Raw genomic sequence first — 18,426 nt, 5'->3', positions numbered from 1 at the left:
TCTTCACCTGACTGACGGACTAAAAAGAAAAACCGGCCTGCGCCGGTTTTATCAGAGAAATCTTTTTTTTAACCACCCTTCTGGGCCGATGGCCTCATTACCTGACGCGGCGATGTTTCCGTCAGCCAGTCACGCAGATAATGTTCAATCTGCTCCAGTGAACGATTACGGGTTTCCGGTACGCAACAGAAAACAAACAGCGTTCCGAACAAGCCGGCTGCGGCAAAAATAAAAAAGGCACCTGACAGCCCCACCCATGCAAGCAGCAGCGGAAACAGTAACGAGATAGTAAAATTAGTCAGCCACATGGCAAATACCGCCCCGCCCATAAATATACCGCGCAGCCGCGTCGGAAAAATTTCGGATAAGAGCAGCCAGGTAACCGGCGATAACGCTCCCTGCTGAAAACTTAAAAACAGCAGCATGCCCAGCAGGACCATATAGCTGCGCAGCATATCAGGCTGACCGTTTACCGTTTCCGGCATGAAGTAGCTGACGGCCCCGATCAGAACCAGGCAGGCGGTACATCCTATCTGTCCGATAAGCGCGAGGGGGCGGCGTCCGATACGCCCAAGCAGCCAGATCCCCGCAAAGGTCATCAGCACTGAGATAACGCCATTGGCGATAGTAGCAACCAATGCCGCATTATCATCCATACCGACTGCTTTCAGCATTACCGGCGCATAGTACATGATGGTGTTGACGCCGGTGAGCTGCTGAATAGCGGCTATGCCTGTGCCGATGAAAAAGAGCTTCAGCAGCCAGGGCTGGCGTAACTCCCGCAGGCGTGGGCGCTGCTGCTGCTCCTCTTCCAGCGTCTCAGTGATTTCGGTCATCTCCCACTCCACGTCCTCACGTGCGCGGGTCCGCTCCAGGACTCTGCGGGCTTCAGCCAGACGCCCCTTCATGGCATACCAGCGCGGCGTATCCGGCATAAACATCATGCCAAACCAGAGCAGCACTGCGGGCAGCGTCGCCACCGCCAGCATCCAGCGCCAGGTACTCTCACCGCCCCAGGCGGCATGAAACCCGGCATTGGAGATATAAGCCAGCATCTGGCCGGAGACGATCATCAGCTCCTGCATTGTGACCAGCTGCCCGCGTTTATTGGCAGGTGCCATCTCCGCAATGTAAACCGGAACGGTGGCAGACGCGCCGCCGACGGCGACCCCGAGGATCAGGCGGAAGAAAATCATCCATTCAGCATCCGGCGCCAGCGCCGTGCCCAGCGCGCCGGCCGCAAAAATGGTTGCCAGTACCAGAATGATTTTTCTCCGCCCGACCGCTGCGGCAAAATGCCCCGATATCAGCGCACCAAATGCCGCACCAAACAGCAGGCTGCTGGTGACAAGGCCGGTGGTTAATGGCGTCAGATGTATATCATCCCCCATGAATAGCAGTGCGCCGGAGATAACGCCGGTGTCATAGCCGAACAGCAGTCCGCCGAGGGTGGCAACGGCCGCAATAACTTTAACAAAGGGTTCAGTACGCGTATTACTGTTCGGCCCTGAGGCTTTATTGAGGGTAAGCCAGGTTTCACGAGGCATAACTAACTCCATTTCTGAAAGATGCATCAAAAATAGAGTATTTTTGCCATAAAAATTAAATATGAAATTTTAGTTTTGCCATGTTCATCATAACTGATGCCAGGAAATCAGATACCAATCACATAAACTCAGCGTGAATCTCTTTTTATGTCAGCGACAATACGCTCAAAATTTAATCCTTACATAAAAAGGAACATTTATTTCAATTATCAGGTCGTCCCGGTGGCAGGACGACCCGGGGGTCAGTTGACCTGCGTGGCCGGACCAAATACTGCATAATCTGGCAGAGTCACCTGCTGATAATTTTCCCAGCCGCCGCCCAGCGCTTTATAGAGCGCGACCAGATCGAGCGCGCTTTGCGTACGCGCCTGAACCGACTGTGCTTTTGCCTGCGCCAGCTGCCGCTGCGCATCCAGCACGTCAAGAAAGGTCGTCAGGCCCTGCCGGTAGCTGTCGCTGGCCAGGTCGAATGTCCGCTGCAGTGCGCCGGTGGTTTCATCCAGCGCGGTAACCTGCTGCTGATCCGCCCGGTAGCTGACCAGCGCATTCTCCACATCCTGCAGCGCCGTCAGCACTGTCTGCCGGTAATCCAGCGCGGCGCTGGCCTGCTGTGCCCGCGCCAGCTTCACGCTGGAAACCAGCCGTCCGCCCTGGAAGATCGGAATAGAGAGTGACGGACCGATGCTAAAAAAGTGGCTGCTCCAGTCATCAAGGTAGCTGGCGTCGGTGTTCCTGACCCCGAGCTGCCCCGTCAGGGAGAGATCCGGGAAGAGGCTGGCAACCGAGACGCCAATATTGGCGGTCTGCGCATGAAGCGTGGCCTCAGCCTGACGAATATCGGGCCGCCGGCGCGCCAGCGTCGCCGGGATCCCTACCGGTACCAGACCTGGCAAAGCCGGTAGCGCTTTCGCCGTCATCAGCTCACTATCCAGCGCACCGGGCGTTTTACCGAGCAGGACCGCCAGACCGTTCATCGCCTGCCGCGCCTGCGCCTCATACTGCGGCAGCTGCGCATTAAGCGAGGCGAGCTGCGCGCGGGCATTTTCCACATTTGTCGCCGGTGCCAGCCCGTTTTGCTGCTGGCTTTGCGTCAGCTCCCAGGTCTCCTGCGCCACCTTTATCTGCGTCTGCAGCGTAGCCAGCACCGCCTGCGCCCCGCGCAGCTGCAGATAGGCGCGCGCCACTTCAGCTTCCACTGAAATCAGCACGTCGTCACGCTGTGCGACAGCCGCCTGCTGCTGCGCATCGGCGGCCTCCATCTGCCGGCGTACCTTGCCCCAGATATCCAGCTCCCAGCTGGCATCAAAGCTGCCCTGATAGAGCGTTACGGAGTGGTTCAGTCCATCCAGCTGTCCGGCGATATCATCATCCACCCGATCGTATACGCCGTTGGATTTCAGCAGACCTTTCAGGCCCAGCTGCTGGCGCGTGACTTTAGCTGAGCCATTCAGCGCGGGAAACAGCCCCCCGCGCGCCTGCGCCAGCTGCTGCCGCGCACCGGCGATGCGTAACACCGCCTGCTGCAGCGAGAGGTTACCGCTGATGGCGCGATCGATCAGGCTATTGAGCTGCGGATCGTTAAAGCTGCGCCACCAGAGCGGGTTGGGTGCGGCGGCCAGTGGCTTAGAGGTTTCCTGTGACGACAGTGCGCGAAAGCTGCCGGGCGTCTGCGGGCGCGGGGGCTGATAGTCGGGGCCGACGGCACAGCCCGCCAGCAGCAGCGTCAGCGGCAGCGCAACGCGCGAAAAGGTTCTCATTTTAGTGTGCTCCTGCACTACCTTCGCTCTTAATCGGCGAAAGTAACCAACATAGAGGGATCAGTATCATGGCGACGATGCTCAGTCCCGTGAACACGTCGATATAGGCCAGAATGCGCGCCTGAGCGATCATCTCCTGATAGAGCTGACCCGCGGCAAGCTGCAGCGGATCGCCAGCTACCTGCGTAAAATCGCGGATCGCCTGAGCCCACTGCTGCAGTGTCAGGTTGAACTGCTCATTCAGCGGCGACATGTTATGCACCATGTGCGCGGAACGCACCTGTTCACGCTCGGTGATCCCGGCGGTTGCCAGTGAGATACCGATAGAGCCGGCCACGTTACGAAACATGGTAAACAGCGCGGACGCATCGGCGTTAAGCTTCTGCGGGATGGTGACAAACGCAATGGTGGTAAGCGGAACAAACAGAAAGCCCAGCCCGATAGATTGCGCGCTGCGCATCATCACCAGGGTTTTAAAATCCACGTCCGGCGTCAGCGTACTGGAGTAAAAAAAGGCCAGCGCCAGGCAGCTGAAGCCGAAGGCGATAATATAGCGAGTCTGCACAACTGGCATCAGCTTCAGTACCAGCGGAATGGTCAGCACGATCAATACGGCTCCGGGCGACAGCACCAGTCCTGACCAGGTGGCGGTATACCCCAGATCCTGCTGCGCCAGCTGCGGCAGCACCACTGAGCTGCCGTAGAGGATCATAGCCATACCGGCCATCAGCAGACCGGCGACCCAGAAGTTGCGATCTTTCATCACGCGGATATCCACGACCGGCTTACGCGCATAGAGCAGCCAGTAGACCGCGCCCACCAGCCCCACCGCGGCCAGCATGGCGAACAGACGAATAAAGTGCGAAGCGAACCAGTCTTCATCTTCACCGCGATCGAGAAACACCTGCAGACAGCCAAGGCCAAGCGTGATCAGGCTGATGCCGATATAGTCAATTTTCAGCCGGCCTTTATCCCACTTGCGCTCCCACGGCGGATCTTCAAGCAGCTGGTAAATCGCCAGCACGGTTAAAATCCCTACCGGAATATTAATAAAGAAGACCCAGCGCCAGCTGTAATTGTCGGTGATCCAGCCGCCCAGCGTCGGGCCAATCACCGGTGCTACGATAATCGCAATTGAAGAGAGGCCAAAGGCTTTACCGCGATCGGCCGGCTTGAAGTAGTCGAGCAGTACCGATTGCTGAACCGGCTGCAGGCCGCCGCCAAAAAAGCCCTGCAGCACGCGAAACAGAATGATTTGCCACAGCTCGGTGGCAATGCCGCAGAGAAATGAGCAGATAGTGAACATCACAATACAGATCAGGAAGAACTGCTTGCGGCCAAATAAGCGGCTGAAGAAGGCGGAGATCGGCAGCACAATGCCATTCGCAACCAGGTAGGAGGTGAGTACCCAGGTGGATTCGTCATAGCTGGAGGAGAGCGAACCCGCAATATGCGGCAGCGCAACGTTTACGATGGTGGTGTCCAGGATCTCCATGAACACCGCCAGCGTGACCGTGATGGCGACCAGCCAGGGGTTGCTGGCCGGGCGCCAGCTCTCGCCTGCACTCATTCTACCGTCACCTCAGGCTCTACCGAGAGTCCAAGCGGCAGCGGATGAGCCGGATCCAGTCCGCTATCGATAACGATTTTAACCGGGACGCGCTGCACAATTTTCACATAGTTACCGGTAGCGTTCTCCGACGGGAAGGCGGAGAAACGTGAGCCTGACCCCATCTGAATGCTGTCGACGTGGCCGTGCAGTTTCATATCAGGCCATGCGTCCACGCTGATCTCAACTTTGTCACCCGGATTCATGCGCGCCAGCTGTGACTCTTTGAAGTTAGCGGTAATCCAGATATCAGGTGACACCAGCGAAAACAGGGCTGAGCCCGCCTGCACCAGCGTGCCGAGCTGCACGTTACGTTTGGTGACAAAACCGTCGTAAGGGGCACGCACTTCGGTGTAAGAGAGATTGAGCTCTGCGGTATTAAGCTGCGCCTGCGCCTGTTCCACCTGCTGCTGGCGCGCTTCCACATTTGTTTCCTGTTGCCGGATCTGCAGTTTGACCTGTGAGGCGACCTCAACCTGCGCTTTAGCACTCTGCAGCTGCGCTTCCGCTGAGCGCAGCTGCGCCGCGGCGGTATCGATATTACGCTGAGACGTGGCGCGGGGATCCACGCCGCGCTGCCGGCGGTAATCCGCCTGCGCATTAAGTAAGTTCGCCTGCGCGCTCGCCTGCTGCGCCAGCGCCTGATCGCGCTGCGCCGGATACTGCACGCGCGACAGCGCCAGCTGCGCCTGCGCCTGATGCAGCTGAGCCTGAGCCAGCCCCAGCTGTGCTTTTGCCTGATCGCGCTGTGCAGCACTGTCGCGCGGATCGATCACCACCAGCAGATCGCCTTTTTTTACCCGCTGGTTATCTTTTACCAGCAGCTGCACCACGTAGCCTGAGGCTTTAGGTGCCACGGTAACGGCGTTACCTTCCGTAAAGGCGTCATCGGTGGTTTCAATATTGCGGGTGGTAAACCAGAACCAGAACCCCACTATCAGCATAATCACCACAACAATCGCGAGAATAATCAGCGGCTTTTTACCGGGACGCTTACGCGGCTGATCGTCATCCCTGTTTTTGTCCTGCTGCTGCTGGCTGTTGTCCTGCTGCGGATCGTTGTCGTTATCTGACGGCTTCTGCGGGTCCTGCTGCTGATTTTCGCTCATAATTTGTCATCACTGGCTGAAAGCCCGATCCCCGGGCATAAACGGTCAACTTAACATTAGATAATAAATTGACAAATTCCAGTGTAACTTTACATAAGCAGAGACGGGCGGCACGTTATGCCACAGCGGTGGCTAAGGCGCTGAAGAGCCAGCGCCCGCACTCAGTGAAGCCACTGCAGCAGCAGCCAGCCGCACAGCATTGACCACGCCAGCATCGGCAGTGAGAAGAGATGAAAACGCCACCAGACTTTTTTATCCTGCGCCATGCGCAGCGCAATCAGGTTCGCCAGCGATCCCGGCAGCAGGCCAAAGCCGCCAATATTCACCGCCCAGGCAAGCACCACAGAGGGATCGGTTTTTTGCAGCAGCAGGATAGTGGCCGGGACATTACTGATAAACTGCGACAGGCCGATAGCCAGTAAATAGATACCGCCCTCCCCCAGCTGCCCGATACGGGCAAACCACGGCTGCAGCGCAGGCAGATGCATGAGCAAAAAGACGTCGATAAACATCGCGACAAAAACCAGCAGCAGGCTCCAGTCAATGGCGGCCAGCACCCCTCGCGCCATGATCAAAAAGCAGGCGGCGACCAGCAGCAGCGCCCAGCCCGTCATCTTCAGCTCCAGCGCCACGATAAATACGATATAGAGCAGCAGGCTGACGCTGAACAGGCGCCGGCTCCACTGCTGCGACCCGGCGTCACTGTGTTTATCTATGTGCTGCGCCGGAAAGCTCCACCAGGTCAGCGCGACCAGCGTTATCATCAGCACAGCTGCCAGCGGCAGCATCTGCAGGATGAATCCGCCCACGCTCAGCGAGCCGTGACTCCACAGCAGGATATTTTGCGGATTGCCGACCGGGGTCAGTAGCGAGCCGGCGTTAACCGCCAGTGCTTCAAAGATAATGAGCCGCGAGACCGGCAGATGGGAAAATTTGCGCAGCGTCAGCGTCAGCGGCACCAGAATAAATAGCGCGACATCGTTGGTCAGAAAGGTTGAAAGCAGCGCGGCGGCGCAGACCATAAACAGCGCCAGCGCACGTTCATGCTGAAAGCGCTGAATCAGGCGAGCGCCCAGTACGTCAAAATAACCGCTGTTCTCCAGCCCTTTCGTCAGCATCAGCAGGCCGGTCAGCGTCATGATGGTCTGCCAGTCGACAGAAGCCGGCAGCTGCGACCAGCGATACTCTGCCAGCGGCAGCAGTATCACACCCAGCAGTAACAACAAATGCAAAATACGGTCACGCATTAAGGATCGAAGCACGATGGGCATGATAGCGGCAGGCCTTATAAGTTAGCGATTCTCATAAAATTTCTGAAAGACGGCCAGGGTTTCGTCGCTGACGTGATGCTCCAGCCCTTCAGAGTCGCGGCGTGCGGTCTCCGGGCTGACGCCTAATGCCAGCAAAAACGTTTCAACGATATGGTGGCGAACGCGGCTCGCCTCTGCGAGTTTTTCACCTTCCGGCGTCAGGAAGACGCCACGATAGGGCACCTGCTCTACCAGGCCGGTGGTGCTCAGGCGCTTCAGCATTTTTGCCACGGTAGGCTGCGATACGCCAAGGCGCGCCGCCATATCCACCTGACGCGCCTCACCAAATTCACGAATGAGATCGGAGATCAGCTCGACGTAATCATCAATCAATTCACGACGATGAGCTTCGCGCACCTGACGAAAGCCTTCAACATGCTCCTCAATATCCTTAAGCGGCCCCTGAGGGGTATTGATGGCATTTTTCGCACGACGACTCATTAAGCTTCCTCTTTATTATCTGCCGCACCTTACCAGCCGTGCGGACTGGCTGCGCTCATTGTAAACCAGGCGCAAATAAGCACAAATTTTTCATGAATAGTGTTGGCTAAAGAGTATAGCCAATGCTATCTTTGTACATGATGTAAGCGAAAAGCGTGAAAAGGCAGCAATGTCCGGTACGCACCAGCGCTTACGCATCATCTGTTATTCATGGGGAGGTGAAGATGAGCACCCTGAAAAACTGCCTTGATTGCGGCAAATGCCCGCAAGCCGCTCAGCGCAAGCCCGCTTTTGATATCAAATCGCTGCTCTGCCTGTTCAGCCGCTCGCCCTTTGCGCTCCGCCTGATGCTGCTGGAAAAGCTCGCAGGCAAAAAGTGCGAACGCCCGTGCAACCAGATTATCTGGCGCGGCTGAAAGCCCGCAAGGCTACTGCTTAACCCGCCCGATGGCGGGTTTTTGTCTTTCTGCTCTGCTGCACCGGCACCCTCTTCAGGCAAAAAAAAAACGGCCCCCTGCGGGACCGTTTCATGTGCAACTCTGGTCTAAGCTAAACTTAGAAGCTATAGCCGACGCCAGCGATCCAGGTGCCTACGTCAACGTTGCGGATGCGGCTCTGCTCGTAGCCCACGTCCAGTGCAACGTTTTCAATTGGGTTGAACTGCATACCTGCGCCGTAAGCGATGCCTACGTCGCTGCTGTCAGATTTAGACTGACCGGCAGATTCGTTCTGCTGGAATTTACCGTAGCCGATACCTACAACGCCGTAGATGCTCGCCCAGTCGTTCAGACGGTAAGCCGGGCCGCCGGTGAAGCCGTAGTACTGGCCTTTGTTGTAAACGCCATCTTCAGTACGATCTTTTTCGGTGTAGGTGAAAGAACCGATCCAGCCCAGTGGGTTTGAACCGTCTTCGTAGCGGTATTTCAGGTTGAAGCCGTTAGCTTTGTTAGCAACGCCCTGATAATCGCTCTGTGCGTAACCGCCAGAAACGGTGCTCTGTGCCATGGCTGAGCCAGCAGAAACTGCCAGTACACAAGCCAGTGCTGAAAGACATGCAATTTTTTTCATAACCACCTCAAATGTGAAAATACTTCTCTCCTGACAACGCTAAAAATATAACAAAAGTTAGGGAGAAACTCTGCCCGGATTTTGTTGTCCAAGAGATTGTTTGGTGTAACAGAAAGTTAATGAAGTTTCCTATGTCATTCATTTTACTTATAAAATACCTTCATTTTTAGTTCAATAATTCTGCAAACAAAAAATGCCTTTAAGTAAATTCCTAAAGTAATCTGACAATTCTTTACAAAATTGGCCCTGTAAACGGCTCTTTTTTAGCCATTTTCTGAAGCGAAACTGGCCTTATTTTTTCCCGTCAGCCTGCAATTGCTTTAAGCTACTCTCCTTCGCTCACCCCTCATTTCCGGAATCGACAACAGGATGTCTGCGCCTCTTTCTCGTAAAAATAGCTTTCCCGTATGGCTGCCCATTGTGATTTTGCTCTTCGCTATGATGTCGCTGCAGGGTGGCGCCTCGCTGGCAAAATCGCTGTTTGACGTCGCGGGTGCGCCCGGCATCACTGCGCTGCGTCTCGGACTCGGTACGCTGCTGCTTTGTCTCTTTTTCAAACCCTGGCGTTTGCACTTTACTCCGGCGCAGCGTAAACCCCTGCTGATTTACGGCCTGGCGCTCGGCTGTATGAACTTTCTGTTTTACCTCGCCCTGCGGACAATCCCGCTGGGTGTGGGCGTGGCGCTGGAGTTTCTCGGTCCGCTGGCGCTGGCGCTGGCAGGCGCGCGCCGCCTGCTTGATTTTCTCTGGATAGCGCTGGCAGTCGCCGGGCTCTGGTTTCTGCTGCCAATCGGTGACGGCATCAGCCATATTGATCCGCTCGGCGCACTGCTGGCAGTAGGTGCCGGCGTCTGCTGGGCAATCTATATCCTCTCCGGACAGCGTGCCGGCGCGGAGCACGGCCCGGCAACGGTGGCAATGGGCTCGCTTATCGCTTCTGTTATCTTCGTGCCGCTGGGACTGCTGTTTGCCTCCCCCGGCATCTGGCACTGGGAGATCCTGCCGCTGGCGCTGCTGATCGCCCTGCTCTCCAGCGCAATTCCCTATTCACTGGAGATGATTGCCATGACCCGCCTGCCGGCGCGGATCTTTGGCACCCTGATGAGCCTCGAACCGGCTGTCGCGGCCCTTTCCGGCATGCTGTTTCTGGGTGAACAGCTTACCCTACCGCAGTGGTCAGGACTGCTGGCGATTATCGCCGCGTCGGCAGGCACCACGCTGACCATGCGCCAGAAAGCCCGTCTGAAAGAAGTCGCCTGAGTTACGCTTAATTAACGCTGTCTATCGCAGCCTGTTATTTCAGCAGGCTGCGCCGGCATCCGGAATCATTATCATTCCGTTATTGCATCGCCGGGCCGTTATTATTTTGTCACACAGATAACATCTTTAAGACCTATATAATAAACCATTGATTATGATTACTTAATTCATGATTGCATCCGCAACGCTGTATGACGTCTTTATCTATCTCTGCTATCGGCCAGATCGCTTCAGCATATTTTATAACAGCTGCTATACTTATTTCCGTGCTTGATTAGGACAACATCAATTAGAGGACATAAATGATGAGTACCGCAAAACTGGTTAAAAACAACGCTTCCGATCTGATTTACACCCGCAATGATGTGGCTGACAGCGAAAAGAAAGCCACCATTGAGGTGCTCAACCGTCTGGTTGTGGAATTCATTGACCTGTCCCTGATCACCAAACAGGCGCACTGGAACATGCGTGGCGCAAACTTTATTGGCGTGCATGAGATGCTGGATGGTTTCCGTGCTGCTATCACCGAACATCAGGACACCATCGCTGAGCGCGTGATCCAGCTGGGTGGCGTAGCGCTGGGTACCACGCAGGTCGTGAATGATAAAACGCCGCTGCAGAGCTATCCGCTGAACATTCACAGCGTTCAGGATCACCTGAAAGCGCTGGCCGATCGCTACGCCATTGTGGCTAACGATACCCGCAAAGCGATCACCGAAGTCAAAGATGAAGATACTGCCGATATCTTTACCGCAGCGTCCCGTGACCTCGACAAGTTCCTGTGGTTTATCGAAGCGAATATTGAATAATTATCAGAGGCGGGTTAACCCGCCTTTTTTTATTGCTTCAGCCCCGCTTTTTTGACCCCGTTAACACTTCTTTCATCCCACCCTTTCCTTGTGATTATCCTGATGCACACTGTGGCTGCACCAAAAATGTCGCATGCACCATAATAGTGCCCACAAACGGTGCAAATGCTCATTTTTCTGCAAAATCGTGTCAGCTGACAGCCCTGCTGCCGGTAATTTCGGGCTGTTATTAAAGTTGGCATAATTTTTTCATATGACAGCCGTAGTGCAGACCATCAGGTCTGCAGAGCAATAAAGGATAAAATGATGAAGTCTCTGTTTAACGTCTCTGTGGCCGCGCTGGCGCTGGCCTTTTCTCTTTCTTCTACTGCCGCAGATAAAAAACTGATTGTCGCAACCGACACCGCATTTGTTCCTTTTGAGTTTAAGCAGGGCGACAAATATGTGGGTTTTGATATCGACCTCTGGGATGCGGTGGCAAAAGAGCTGAAGCTTGATTACACCCTGAAGCCAATGGATTTCAGCGGTATTATTCCGGCTCTGCAAACCAAAAATGTCGATCTGGCGCTGGCCGGTATTACCATTACTGACGAACGTAAAAAAGCTATCGACTTTTCTGATGGCTACTATAAAAGCGGTCTGCTGGTGATGGTACGTAATAACGAAAATGACATTAAAGGCATCGACGATCTCAACGGCAAAACCGTTGCGGTAAAAAGCGGAACCGGTTCAGTGGACTACGCCAAAGCGCATATCAAGACCAAAGATTTGCGTCAGTTCCCGAATATCGATAACGCCTATATGGAGCTGGGAACCAATCGCGCCGACGCCGTGCTGCACGATACGCCGAATATTCTCTACTTTATCAACACCGCCGGCAAAGGTCGTTTCAAAGCGGTCGGCGAGTCGATTGAAGCTCAGCAGTATGGTGTGGCGCTGCCAAAAGGCAGTGATGAACTGCGTGACAAAATCAACGGCGCGCTGAAAACGCTGCGCGACAACGGTACGTACAACACAATCTATAAAAAATGGTTCGGTACTGAGCCAAAATAATGCCTGCATAAGCGGGCTTATGCAGCAGGGCGCCCTTTGCGCCCTGCTTTTACCTTTTCCATTGCAACATATTCCGGAGTAACACCATGGAGTTTGACTGGAGCGTCATCTGGCCAGCCCTGCCGATTCTGATCGAAGGCGCCAAAATGACCCTGCTGATTTCCGTTCTTGGCCTGATAGGCGGCCTGATTATCGGCCTGGTAGCTGGCTTTGCCCGCGCCTACGGTGGCTGGATCACCAATAACGTCGCGCTGGTATTTATTGAGCTGATCCGCGGCACGCCCATTGTTGTGCAGGTCATGTTTATTTACTTTGCGCTGCCAATGGCTTTTCCCGATCTGCGCATCGATCCTTTCACGGCGGCAGTCGTCACCATCATGATCAACTCAGGCGCCTATATTGCTGAGATTACGCGCGGCGCCGTGCTCTCTATCAACAAAGGCTTTCGCGAAGCGGGACTGGCACTGGGCCTGTCACGCCGCGAGACCCTGCGCTATGTGATTATGCCGCTGGCCCTGCGCCGTATGCTCCCGCCGCTGGGCAACCAGTGGATTGTCAGTATTAAAGATACGTCGCTGTTTATTGTTATCGGCGTGGCGGAACTGACGCGACAGGGCCAGGAGATTATTGCCGGTAACTTCCGTGCGCTGGAGATCTGGAGCGCGGTTGCCATTATCTATCTGATTATTACGCTGGTGTTGAGCTTTGTGCTGCGCCGTATTGAGAAAAGGGTGAAAATCCTGTGATTGAATTTAAAAACGTCTCTAAAAATTTCGGTCAGACGCAGGTTCTGCACGACATCAATCTGAAAATTAATCAGGGCGAAGTGGTGGTGATTATCGGTCCTTCCGGCTCCGGTAAATCCACGCTATTGCGCTGTATCAACAAACTGGAAGAGATCACCAGCGGCGAACTGATTGTGGACGGCATGAAAGTCAACGATCCGAAAGTTGATGAGCGGCTGATCCGTCAGGAAGCGGGTATGGTGTTTCAGCAGTTTCATCTGTTTCCGCAGATGAGCGCGCTGGATAACGTCGCCTTTGGTCCGATTCGCGTCCGCGGCGCGAAAAAAGAGGAGGCCCACAGGCTGGCGCGCGAGCTGCTGGGCAAAGTGGGTCTGGCGGAACGGGCGCATCATTTTCCGGCTGAACTCTCCGGCGGTCAGCAGCAGCGCGTGGCCATTGCGCGGGCGCTGGCCGTGAAGCCAAAAATGATGCTGTTTGATGAGCCGACGTCCGCGCTCGATCCGGAGCTGCGTCATGAAGTTCTGAAAGTGATGCAGGATCTGGCCGAGGAAGGCATGACGATGGTGATCGTCACGCATGAAGTGGGGTTTGCACAGAAAGTCGCGTCGCGCCTGATCTTCATTGATAAAGGTACGATTGCGGAAGATGGCGATCCGGATACCCTGATTACCGCGCCGCCAAGCGAACGTCTGCGCGAGTTCCTGCAGCACGTTTCCTGACGCGCTGCGCGCGCTGAATAAGGCCGCACCGGGTAACCGGGCGGCCTTTTTATCGGGTGATACGCTTAGCGCTTCATCCGCTGCGCGCGGGTGGCGGGCGTCATAAAGCTCCAGGCGAGGAAGCGGCTCTGTTTCTGACCCTGCGCCATATTGACGATGCGCACCTCACAGGCCTCCGCCGCAAGCCGGTCGCGCAGCGCCGGTAAGTTCTCTTTTCGCGAAACCAGCGATGTAAACCAGACAATGCTGCTGCCCTGCGCGACGCTCTCATCGATCATTCTGCCGATAAACGCCAGCTCGCCCCCCTCACACCACAGCTCAGTCTGCTGACCGCCAAAATTGAGCGGCGCGTTCTGCTTCAGTCCCAGATTGCGTACTTTGCGCTGGCTGCCCGCTGCAGCATCAGCTGCCGATGCGTGAAACGGCGGATTGCACATCACGGCATGGTAGCGCTCATTTTTATGGATCACGCCGCTGAAAATCGCCTGCGGCTGTTTCTGACGACGCAGACGTACCGCACGCTGCAGGCCGGGATTGCCCGCTACAATCTGGCTGGCGGCGGTAATCGCCTCAGCGCTGGTATCCGTACCGGTAAAACGCCAGCCATACTCGGCGTGGCCAATCAGGGGATAAATGCAGTTGGCGCCGCAGCCAATATCCATGACGTCCAGATCGCGCGGGATCGCCCCGCCGTTATCACCCGCCAGCAGATCGGCCAGCGCGTGAACGTAATCAGCTCGCCCCGGTACCGGCGGCGTCAGATACCCTTCCGGCAGCTGCCAGTTAAGGTTATAAAAGAGCTTCAGCAGCGCCTGATTAAGCAGCATTACCGCCTGCGGATCGGCGAAATCGATCGACTGCTCGCCATGACCGTTAGGACGAACCTTCGGCGCAAGCGGCGGATGCGCGGCAATCAGCGCAGGAAAATCGTAACGCCCCTGATGGCGATTACGCGGATGAAAGGGCGCACTGGCGGCTGGCTTATTCATAGTCTCTCCGGAAAGTAAGGCGGGCGTAAGATACTCCGGCTGCCGCCAGCGCACAATCCGCTTACCGCAATTTTACGTTTACACCAGACTCTCTGCGAACCCTTTTCCTGCAATGCACGCCGCCTGCCGCGACGTGCCTTCACCCTGACTCAGGAGTTTTTATGACGCGCCATCGCTACAGTTACCAGCCCCGGACCGGACACGGCCTGCCCCACGATCCGCTGAACGCCATTATCGGTCCGCGTCCGATTGGCTGGATCAGCTCCCGGAGCGGCAGCGGCCAGGATAATCTTGCGCCGTACAGCTTTTTTAACTGTTTTAATTACCAGCCTCCGATCATCGGCTTTGCCAGCAGCGGCTGGAAAGACAGCGTGCAGAACATCAGCGAAAGCAAGGTGTTTGTCTGGAATCTGGCCACGCGTCCGCTGGCGGAAGCGATGAACGAAAGCTCCGCCTCGGTCAGCAGCGATGAGTTCGCGCTCGCGGGCCTGACGCCGGTTGCCGCTTCCCATATCGACTGCAGCATGGTGGCAGAGAGCCCGGTTAACTTTGAGTGTCGCCTGACGCAGCTGATCCGGCTGCAGGATGCGCAGGGCGGGGAGCTGGAGAGCTGGCTGGTGCTGGGTGAAGCGGTCGCCATTCATATTGATGAGGCCCTGCTGGAGGATGGCATTTACCAGACCGCCAGAGCGCAGCCGATTCTGCGCGCCGGGGGGCCTTCTGCCTATTACGGCATCAGTGAGGCGCAGCGTTTTGATCTGGTCCGCCCGGACGCGCGTAAGCGGTAAGCGTTTAACGCTTTCCTGCCGCCAGCAGCGCGCCGATCAGCTGCTGCAGCACCGGCTGCAGCTGTGAGGCGCGCGCTGGCTGCCAGGCAAAAGTCAGCGACTCATCCATATAGTTGTGCTGCGCCAGCTCCAGCTGTACCGCCTCGACGCCCTGCGCCGGCTGACCATAGGCGCGCGTAATATAACCGCCTTTAAAACGGCCATTCAGCACCCAGCTATAGCGCTGCTGAGCCTTACACACCTGCCCCAGCGCGTCGCTCACCGCCGCTGAGCAGCTGGCGCCATCACTGGTTCCCAGGTTCAGATCGGGCAACACGCCGCTGAACAGCCGGGGCACCCGTGAAGCGATAGAGTGCGCATCAAACAGCAGCGCATAGCCATATTGCGCTTTCAGGCGCGCCAGCTCCTGCTGCAGCTGCTGATGATAGGGCTGCCAGAGGGTCTGCAGATAGCGCTGACGCGTCGCCCGATCCGGCGTCATGCCCGGTCTGAACACCGGCGTGCCGTCAAACAGCGTCTCTGGCCAGAGTCCGGTAGTGGCGGTGGTATAGAGCGGCCGGTCGTCAGGCGGCCGGTTGAGATCGATAACGAAACGGGAATAGCGTCCGGTCAGCACGCTGGCGCCAATATCCTGCGCAAAATCGTACAGCTGCGGCAGATGCCAGTCGGTGTCCGGCAGCGGGCGTGCCGCGTCGCTCAGCCCCGCCTCAACCTCCGGCGTAAGCTGCGTACCGGCATGCGGTATTGAGATCAGCAGCGGCAGCCTGCCCGGTATAAAATCAAAGCTCATTGTGCTTCTCCACGATAGATAACCCGGCACGGCAATTCGCCGCCCAGCCAGTAAGCCAGCTCGCCCGGACGCGTCAGCGGCCAGTGAACAAAGCTGGCGACTTTGCCCGCCTCCAGTGAGCCGTGCGTCTGCTGCAGACCCAGCGCTTTCGCCCCCCACAGCGTCACCCCCGCCAGCGCCTCCTCCGGCGTCATGCCAAACAGCGTACAGCCCATATTCATCATCAGCCGCAGTGAAAGCGCGGGTGATGTCCCTGGATTAGCATCGCTGGCGAGCGCCATCGGGACGCCGTAGCGGCGGAACAGCGCGACCGGTGGCCGCTGCGTTTCGCGCAGCAGATAGAATGCTCCCGGCAGCAGCACAGCAACGGTGCCATGCTCTGCCATCGCGCGGACATCCTCCTCGCTGGCGTACTCCAGATGGTCAGCGGAGAGCGCGCCATAGCGTGCGGCCAGCGCCGCCCCGCCCTGCGCCGAGAGCTGCTCAGCGTGCAGTTTGACCGGCAGATCCAGCGCGCGCGCCGCATCAAACACCGCGCTGACCTGCGCAGGCGACAGCGCCAGATGTTCACAGAACGCATCCACCGCATCCGCCAGCCCCTCCTCTTTTACCCGCGGCAGCAGCCGCTGGCAGATAATATCGATCCAGCCCTGCGGATTGGCGTGAAACGCCGGCGGGATCGCATGTGCGGCCAGGCAGGTTGCGATGACATCAGCCGGCACGCCGGCTGCCAGCTGGCGTATGGCCCGCAGCATTTTCAGTTCGCTCTCTTCATCAAGCCCGTAACCCGATTTGATTTCTACCGTGGTGACGCCCTCCGCCAGCAGATGCGCCAGCCGCCCGCGCGCTGACGCCACCAGCGCCTCCTGTGAGGCGGACCGCGTGGCGCGTACCGTGGCGAGAATACCGCCGCCCTGCGCAGCAATTTCTGCATAGCTGGCACCGTTGAGACGCTGCTCAAATTCCGCGCTGCGATCGCCGGCGAACAACAGATGCGTATGGCAATCCACCAGCCCCGGCGTGATGATGCCGCCGCTGAACAGATGACGCTGACGCGGCGCAAATGCCGGCAGTTCACTGCGCGCTCCGACCCATATCAGTACGCCGTTATCCACGGCCAGCGCGCCATCGGTGATGATGTTGTAGCGCCCGTCGCGCAGCGTAACGATATCTGCGCCCAGCCACAGGCTGTCGATCTGCTTCGCGTCTCTCATGCCCTGTTCCCTGCGTACGGGCGATTTACACGCCCGGTTAAAGTATGTATATGTATATACAACTTTCCAGCCTGAAGGATCAACCATGACCACCTATTTTGCCCCGCGCGCTCAGCTGGCAGATGGCTGGCACAGCCACGTGACGCTGGAGGTCAGCGACGCCGGTTTTATCACCCGCGTTACGCCAGAGAGCGCGCCGGGCGCTGCTATACCGCTGGCGGGGGCCGTCATTCCCGCCATGACCAACCTGCACTCGCACGCTTTTCAGCGCGCGATGGCGGGACTGGCTGAGGTGGCGGGCGATCCGCAGGACAGCTTCTGGACCTGGCGCGAGCTGATGTATCGCATGGTAGCGCGGCTGACGCCGCAGCAGGTGGGCGACATTGCGACCTGGCTCTATATTGAGCTGCTGAAAGGGGGCTACAGTCAGGTTGCTGAGTTTCACTATCTGCATCACGATCCGCAGGGCCAGCCCTATCCGGATGATGCCATGCTGCAGCAGCTGATGCTGGCCGCTGAGCGCACCGGCATCGGCCAGACGCTGCTGCCGGTGCTTTACAGCTACAGCAGTTTTGGCGCACAGCCCGCCAGCGCCGGACAGCGCCGTTTTATCCAGCAGACCGGCGCTTATCTGCAGCAGCTGCAGCGCGTGGCCGCGATCTGCGCAGATAAACCGCTGCTGAACTACGGCGTCTGTTTTCATTCGCTGCGCGCGGTCAGCGAAGCGCAGATGCACGACGTGCTGGCCGCAGCGCCGGGCGATCTGCCGGTCCATATCCACATTGCCGAGCAGGAAAAAGAGGTCAGCGACAGCCTGGCGTGGAGCGGTGAGCGTCCCATCGCCTGGCTGATGCGCCGCTTTAACGTTGATGCACGCTGGTGCCTGATCCACGCCACCCATCCGGATGAGAGCGAGCTGCAGCAGCTCGCCGCCAGCGGTGCCGTTGCGGGATTATGCCCGACGACTGAAGCCAACCTCGGCGACGGTATTTTTCCGGCGAGTACCTATATTGCCCGGGGCGGACGCTGGGGGATCGGCTCTGACAGCCACGTCTCGGTCAGCGCCCGTGAGGAGCTGCGCTGGCTGGAGTACGGGCAGCGGCTGCGCGACAGGCGGCGCAACCGTCTGGCGCTGCCGCAGCAGCCGTCGGTAGGCGATCTGCTGTGGCAGCAGGCTGCGGCCGGAGGCGCTCAGGCGTGCGGCATCCGCAGCGGCG

At 57.3% G+C, this 18,426-nt stretch carries 18 protein-coding genes; 8 read left to right on the top strand and 10 right to left on the bottom strand.

All coding sequences use genetic code 11. From position 1 onward, the window contains the following. Positions 1 to 68: 68 nt before the first annotated feature. From HA43_RS14820 to mntR, 6 genes are all read right to left on the bottom strand, one after another. Entirely contained in the window at positions 69 to 1,547 is a 1,479-nt protein-coding gene (locus tag HA43_RS14820) for a sugar porter family MFS transporter (protein WP_094111984.1), read from the bottom strand. A gap of 242 nt (positions 1,548 to 1,789) precedes the next feature. Then, positions 1,790 to 3,304: an efflux transporter outer membrane subunit gene (locus HA43_RS14815; RefSeq protein WP_071669026.1), complete on the bottom strand. Its 1,515-nt coding sequence runs from the start codon at positions 3,302 to 3,304 to the stop codon at positions 1,790 to 1,792. Position 3,305: 1 nt separating this feature from the next. After that, positions 3,306 to 4,874 carry a DHA2 family efflux MFS transporter permease subunit gene (locus HA43_RS14810; RefSeq protein ID WP_071669025.1) on the bottom strand — a complete coding sequence of 523 codons (1,569 nt, stop codon included), beginning with the start codon at positions 4,872 to 4,874 and terminating at the stop codon, positions 3,306 to 3,308. Further along, positions 4,871 to 6,022, bottom strand: a complete 1,152-nt coding sequence (locus tag HA43_RS14805) for an HlyD family secretion protein (protein ID WP_071669024.1) — start codon at positions 6,020 to 6,022, stop codon at positions 4,871 to 4,873. Before HA43_RS14805 ends, HA43_RS14810 begins: the two co-directional genes overlap by 4 nt. 161 nt (positions 6,023 to 6,183) lie before the next feature. Next, positions 6,184 to 7,293 (bottom strand): SLC13 family permease, encoded by a 1,110-nt coding sequence (locus tag HA43_RS14800; RefSeq protein WP_094111983.1) that lies wholly within the window; start codon positions 7,291 to 7,293, stop codon positions 6,184 to 6,186. A gap of 21 nt (positions 7,294 to 7,314) precedes the next feature. Beyond that, positions 7,315 to 7,773 (bottom strand): manganese-binding transcriptional regulator MntR, encoded by a 459-nt coding sequence (gene mntR, locus HA43_RS14795; RefSeq protein WP_039383416.1) that lies wholly within the window; start codon positions 7,771 to 7,773, stop codon positions 7,315 to 7,317. 224 nt (positions 7,774 to 7,997) lie between these two features. Between mntR and HA43_RS14790 the strand changes: the two genes are divergently transcribed. Beyond that, a complete protein-coding gene (locus HA43_RS14790) occupies positions 7,998 to 8,189 on the top strand; it encodes a hypothetical protein (RefSeq protein WP_071669023.1) in 192 nt (63 codons plus the stop codon). Positions 8,190 to 8,328: 139 nt separating this feature from the next. On the opposite strand, the gene ompX is transcribed toward HA43_RS14790, so the two are convergent. Beyond that, positions 8,329 to 8,841: an outer membrane protein OmpX gene (ompX, locus tag HA43_RS14785; RefSeq protein ID WP_094111982.1), complete on the bottom strand. Its 513-nt coding sequence runs from the start codon at positions 8,839 to 8,841 to the stop codon at positions 8,329 to 8,331. 369 nt (positions 8,842 to 9,210) lie between these two features. On the opposite strand from ompX, the gene rhtA reads away from it, so the two are divergent. The 5 genes from rhtA to glnQ all read left to right on the top strand — a co-directional run bounded on the left by rhtA (position 9,211) and on the right by glnQ (position 13,428). Next, positions 9,211 to 10,101: a threonine/homoserine exporter RhtA gene (rhtA, locus tag HA43_RS14780; protein WP_094111981.1), complete on the top strand. Its 891-nt coding sequence runs from the start codon at positions 9,211 to 9,213 to the stop codon at positions 10,099 to 10,101. Positions 10,102 to 10,406: 305 nt separating this feature from the next. After that, positions 10,407 to 10,910 carry a DNA starvation/stationary phase protection protein Dps gene (dps, locus tag HA43_RS14775; RefSeq protein ID WP_039383410.1) on the top strand — a complete coding sequence of 168 codons (504 nt, stop codon included), beginning with the start codon at positions 10,407 to 10,409 and terminating at the stop codon, positions 10,908 to 10,910. Positions 10,911 to 11,216: 306 nt separating this feature from the next. Further along, the gene (gene glnH / locus HA43_RS14770; RefSeq protein WP_094111980.1) at positions 11,217 to 11,963 is read left to right on the top strand and encodes a glutamine ABC transporter substrate-binding protein GlnH; all 747 of its coding nucleotides are present in this window, start codon (positions 11,217 to 11,219) and stop codon (positions 11,961 to 11,963) included. Positions 11,964 to 12,049: 86 nt separating this feature from the next. Further along, positions 12,050 to 12,709: a glutamine ABC transporter permease GlnP gene (gene glnP, locus HA43_RS14765; protein ID WP_039383407.1), complete on the top strand. Its 660-nt coding sequence runs from the start codon at positions 12,050 to 12,052 to the stop codon at positions 12,707 to 12,709. Next, the gene (gene glnQ / locus HA43_RS14760; RefSeq protein WP_039383405.1) at positions 12,706 to 13,428 is read left to right on the top strand and encodes a glutamine ABC transporter ATP-binding protein GlnQ; all 723 of its coding nucleotides are present in this window, start codon (positions 12,706 to 12,708) and stop codon (positions 13,426 to 13,428) included. The genes glnP and glnQ overlap by 4 nt, the downstream gene beginning before the upstream one ends. A 65-nt stretch (positions 13,429 to 13,493) precedes the next feature. Here the strand turns inward: glnQ and rlmF are convergent, their stop codons facing one another. Beyond that, complete coding sequence (gene rlmF, locus HA43_RS14755; protein WP_039383403.1) at positions 13,494 to 14,417, bottom strand: 23S rRNA (adenine(1618)-N(6))-methyltransferase RlmF; 924 nt, start codon at positions 14,415 to 14,417, stop codon at positions 13,494 to 13,496. Between the two features lie 161 nt (positions 14,418 to 14,578). Between rlmF and HA43_RS14750 the strand changes: the two genes are divergently transcribed. Further along, on the top strand, positions 14,579 to 15,205 hold the full coding sequence (locus HA43_RS14750; protein WP_071669021.1) for a flavin reductase family protein: 627 nt from the start codon (positions 14,579 to 14,581) through the stop codon (positions 15,203 to 15,205). A 4-nt stretch (positions 15,206 to 15,209) separates the two neighbouring features. Here the strand turns inward: HA43_RS14750 and hutG are convergent, their stop codons facing one another. Continuing rightward, a complete protein-coding gene (hutG, locus tag HA43_RS14745) occupies positions 15,210 to 15,995 on the bottom strand; it encodes an N-formylglutamate deformylase (protein ID WP_094111979.1) in 786 nt (261 codons plus the stop codon). Then, positions 15,992 to 17,209, bottom strand: coding sequence for an imidazolonepropionase (hutI, locus tag HA43_RS14740; RefSeq protein ID WP_094111978.1), 1,218 nt, complete (start codon positions 17,207 to 17,209; stop codon positions 15,992 to 15,994). Before hutI ends, hutG begins: the two co-directional genes overlap by 4 nt. Before the next feature lie 85 nt (positions 17,210 to 17,294). Between hutI and HA43_RS14735 the strand changes: the two genes are divergently transcribed. Next, a partial coding sequence (locus HA43_RS14735; RefSeq protein ID WP_094111977.1) for a formimidoylglutamate deiminase occupies positions 17,295 to 18,426 on the top strand: 1,132 nt, incomplete at its 3' end.

Source organism: Pantoea eucrina (assembly GCF_002095385.1).
GTDB classification, from domain to species: Bacteria; Pseudomonadota; Gammaproteobacteria; order Enterobacterales; family Enterobacteriaceae; genus Pantoea; species Pantoea eucrina.
The sequence above is the reverse complement of the archived record's forward strand: the minus strand, read 5'-3'. Positions and strand labels throughout refer to the sequence as shown.

What these genes read in the sequence shown, in the direction of transcription:
- HA43_RS14820 (WP_094111984.1), bottom strand. Translation starts at nt 1,547, where the DNA reads ATGCCTCGTGAAACCTGGCTTACCCTCAATAAAGCCTCAGGGCCGAAC.
- HA43_RS14815 (WP_071669026.1), bottom strand. Translation starts at nt 3,304, where the DNA reads ATGAGAACCTTTTCGCGCGTTGCGCTGCCGCTGACGCTGCTGCTGGCG.
- HA43_RS14810 (WP_071669025.1), bottom strand. Translation starts at nt 4,874, where the DNA reads ATGAGTGCAGGCGAGAGCTGGCGCCCGGCCAGCAACCCCTGGCTGGTC.
- HA43_RS14805 (WP_071669024.1), bottom strand. Translation starts at nt 6,022, where the DNA reads ATGAGCGAAAATCAGCAGCAGGACCCGCAGAAGCCGTCAGATAACGAC.
- HA43_RS14800 (WP_094111983.1), bottom strand. Translation starts at nt 7,293, where the DNA reads ATGCCCATCGTGCTTCGATCCTTAATGCGTGACCGTATTTTGCATTTG.
- mntR (WP_039383416.1), bottom strand. Translation starts at nt 7,773, where the DNA reads ATGAGTCGTCGTGCGAAAAATGCCATCAATACCCCTCAGGGGCCGCTT.
- HA43_RS14790 (WP_071669023.1), top strand. Translation starts at nt 7,998, where the DNA reads ATGAGCACCCTGAAAAACTGCCTTGATTGCGGCAAATGCCCGCAAGCC.
- ompX (WP_094111982.1), bottom strand. Translation starts at nt 8,841, where the DNA reads ATGAAAAAAATTGCATGTCTTTCAGCACTGGCTTGTGTACTGGCAGTT.
- rhtA (WP_094111981.1), top strand. Translation starts at nt 9,211, where the DNA reads ATGTCTGCGCCTCTTTCTCGTAAAAATAGCTTTCCCGTATGGCTGCCC.
- dps (WP_039383410.1), top strand. Translation starts at nt 10,407, where the DNA reads ATGAGTACCGCAAAACTGGTTAAAAACAACGCTTCCGATCTGATTTAC.
- glnH (WP_094111980.1), top strand. Translation starts at nt 11,217, where the DNA reads ATGAAGTCTCTGTTTAACGTCTCTGTGGCCGCGCTGGCGCTGGCCTTT.
- glnP (WP_039383407.1), top strand. Translation starts at nt 12,050, where the DNA reads ATGGAGTTTGACTGGAGCGTCATCTGGCCAGCCCTGCCGATTCTGATC.
- rlmF (WP_039383403.1), bottom strand. Translation starts at nt 14,417, where the DNA reads ATGAATAAGCCAGCCGCCAGTGCGCCCTTTCATCCGCGTAATCGCCAT.
- HA43_RS14750 (WP_071669021.1), top strand. Translation starts at nt 14,579, where the DNA reads ATGACGCGCCATCGCTACAGTTACCAGCCCCGGACCGGACACGGCCTG.
- hutG (WP_094111979.1), bottom strand. Translation starts at nt 15,995, where the DNA reads ATGAGCTTTGATTTTATACCGGGCAGGCTGCCGCTGCTGATCTCAATA.
- hutI (WP_094111978.1), bottom strand. Translation starts at nt 17,209, where the DNA reads ATGAGAGACGCGAAGCAGATCGACAGCCTGTGGCTGGGCGCAGATATC.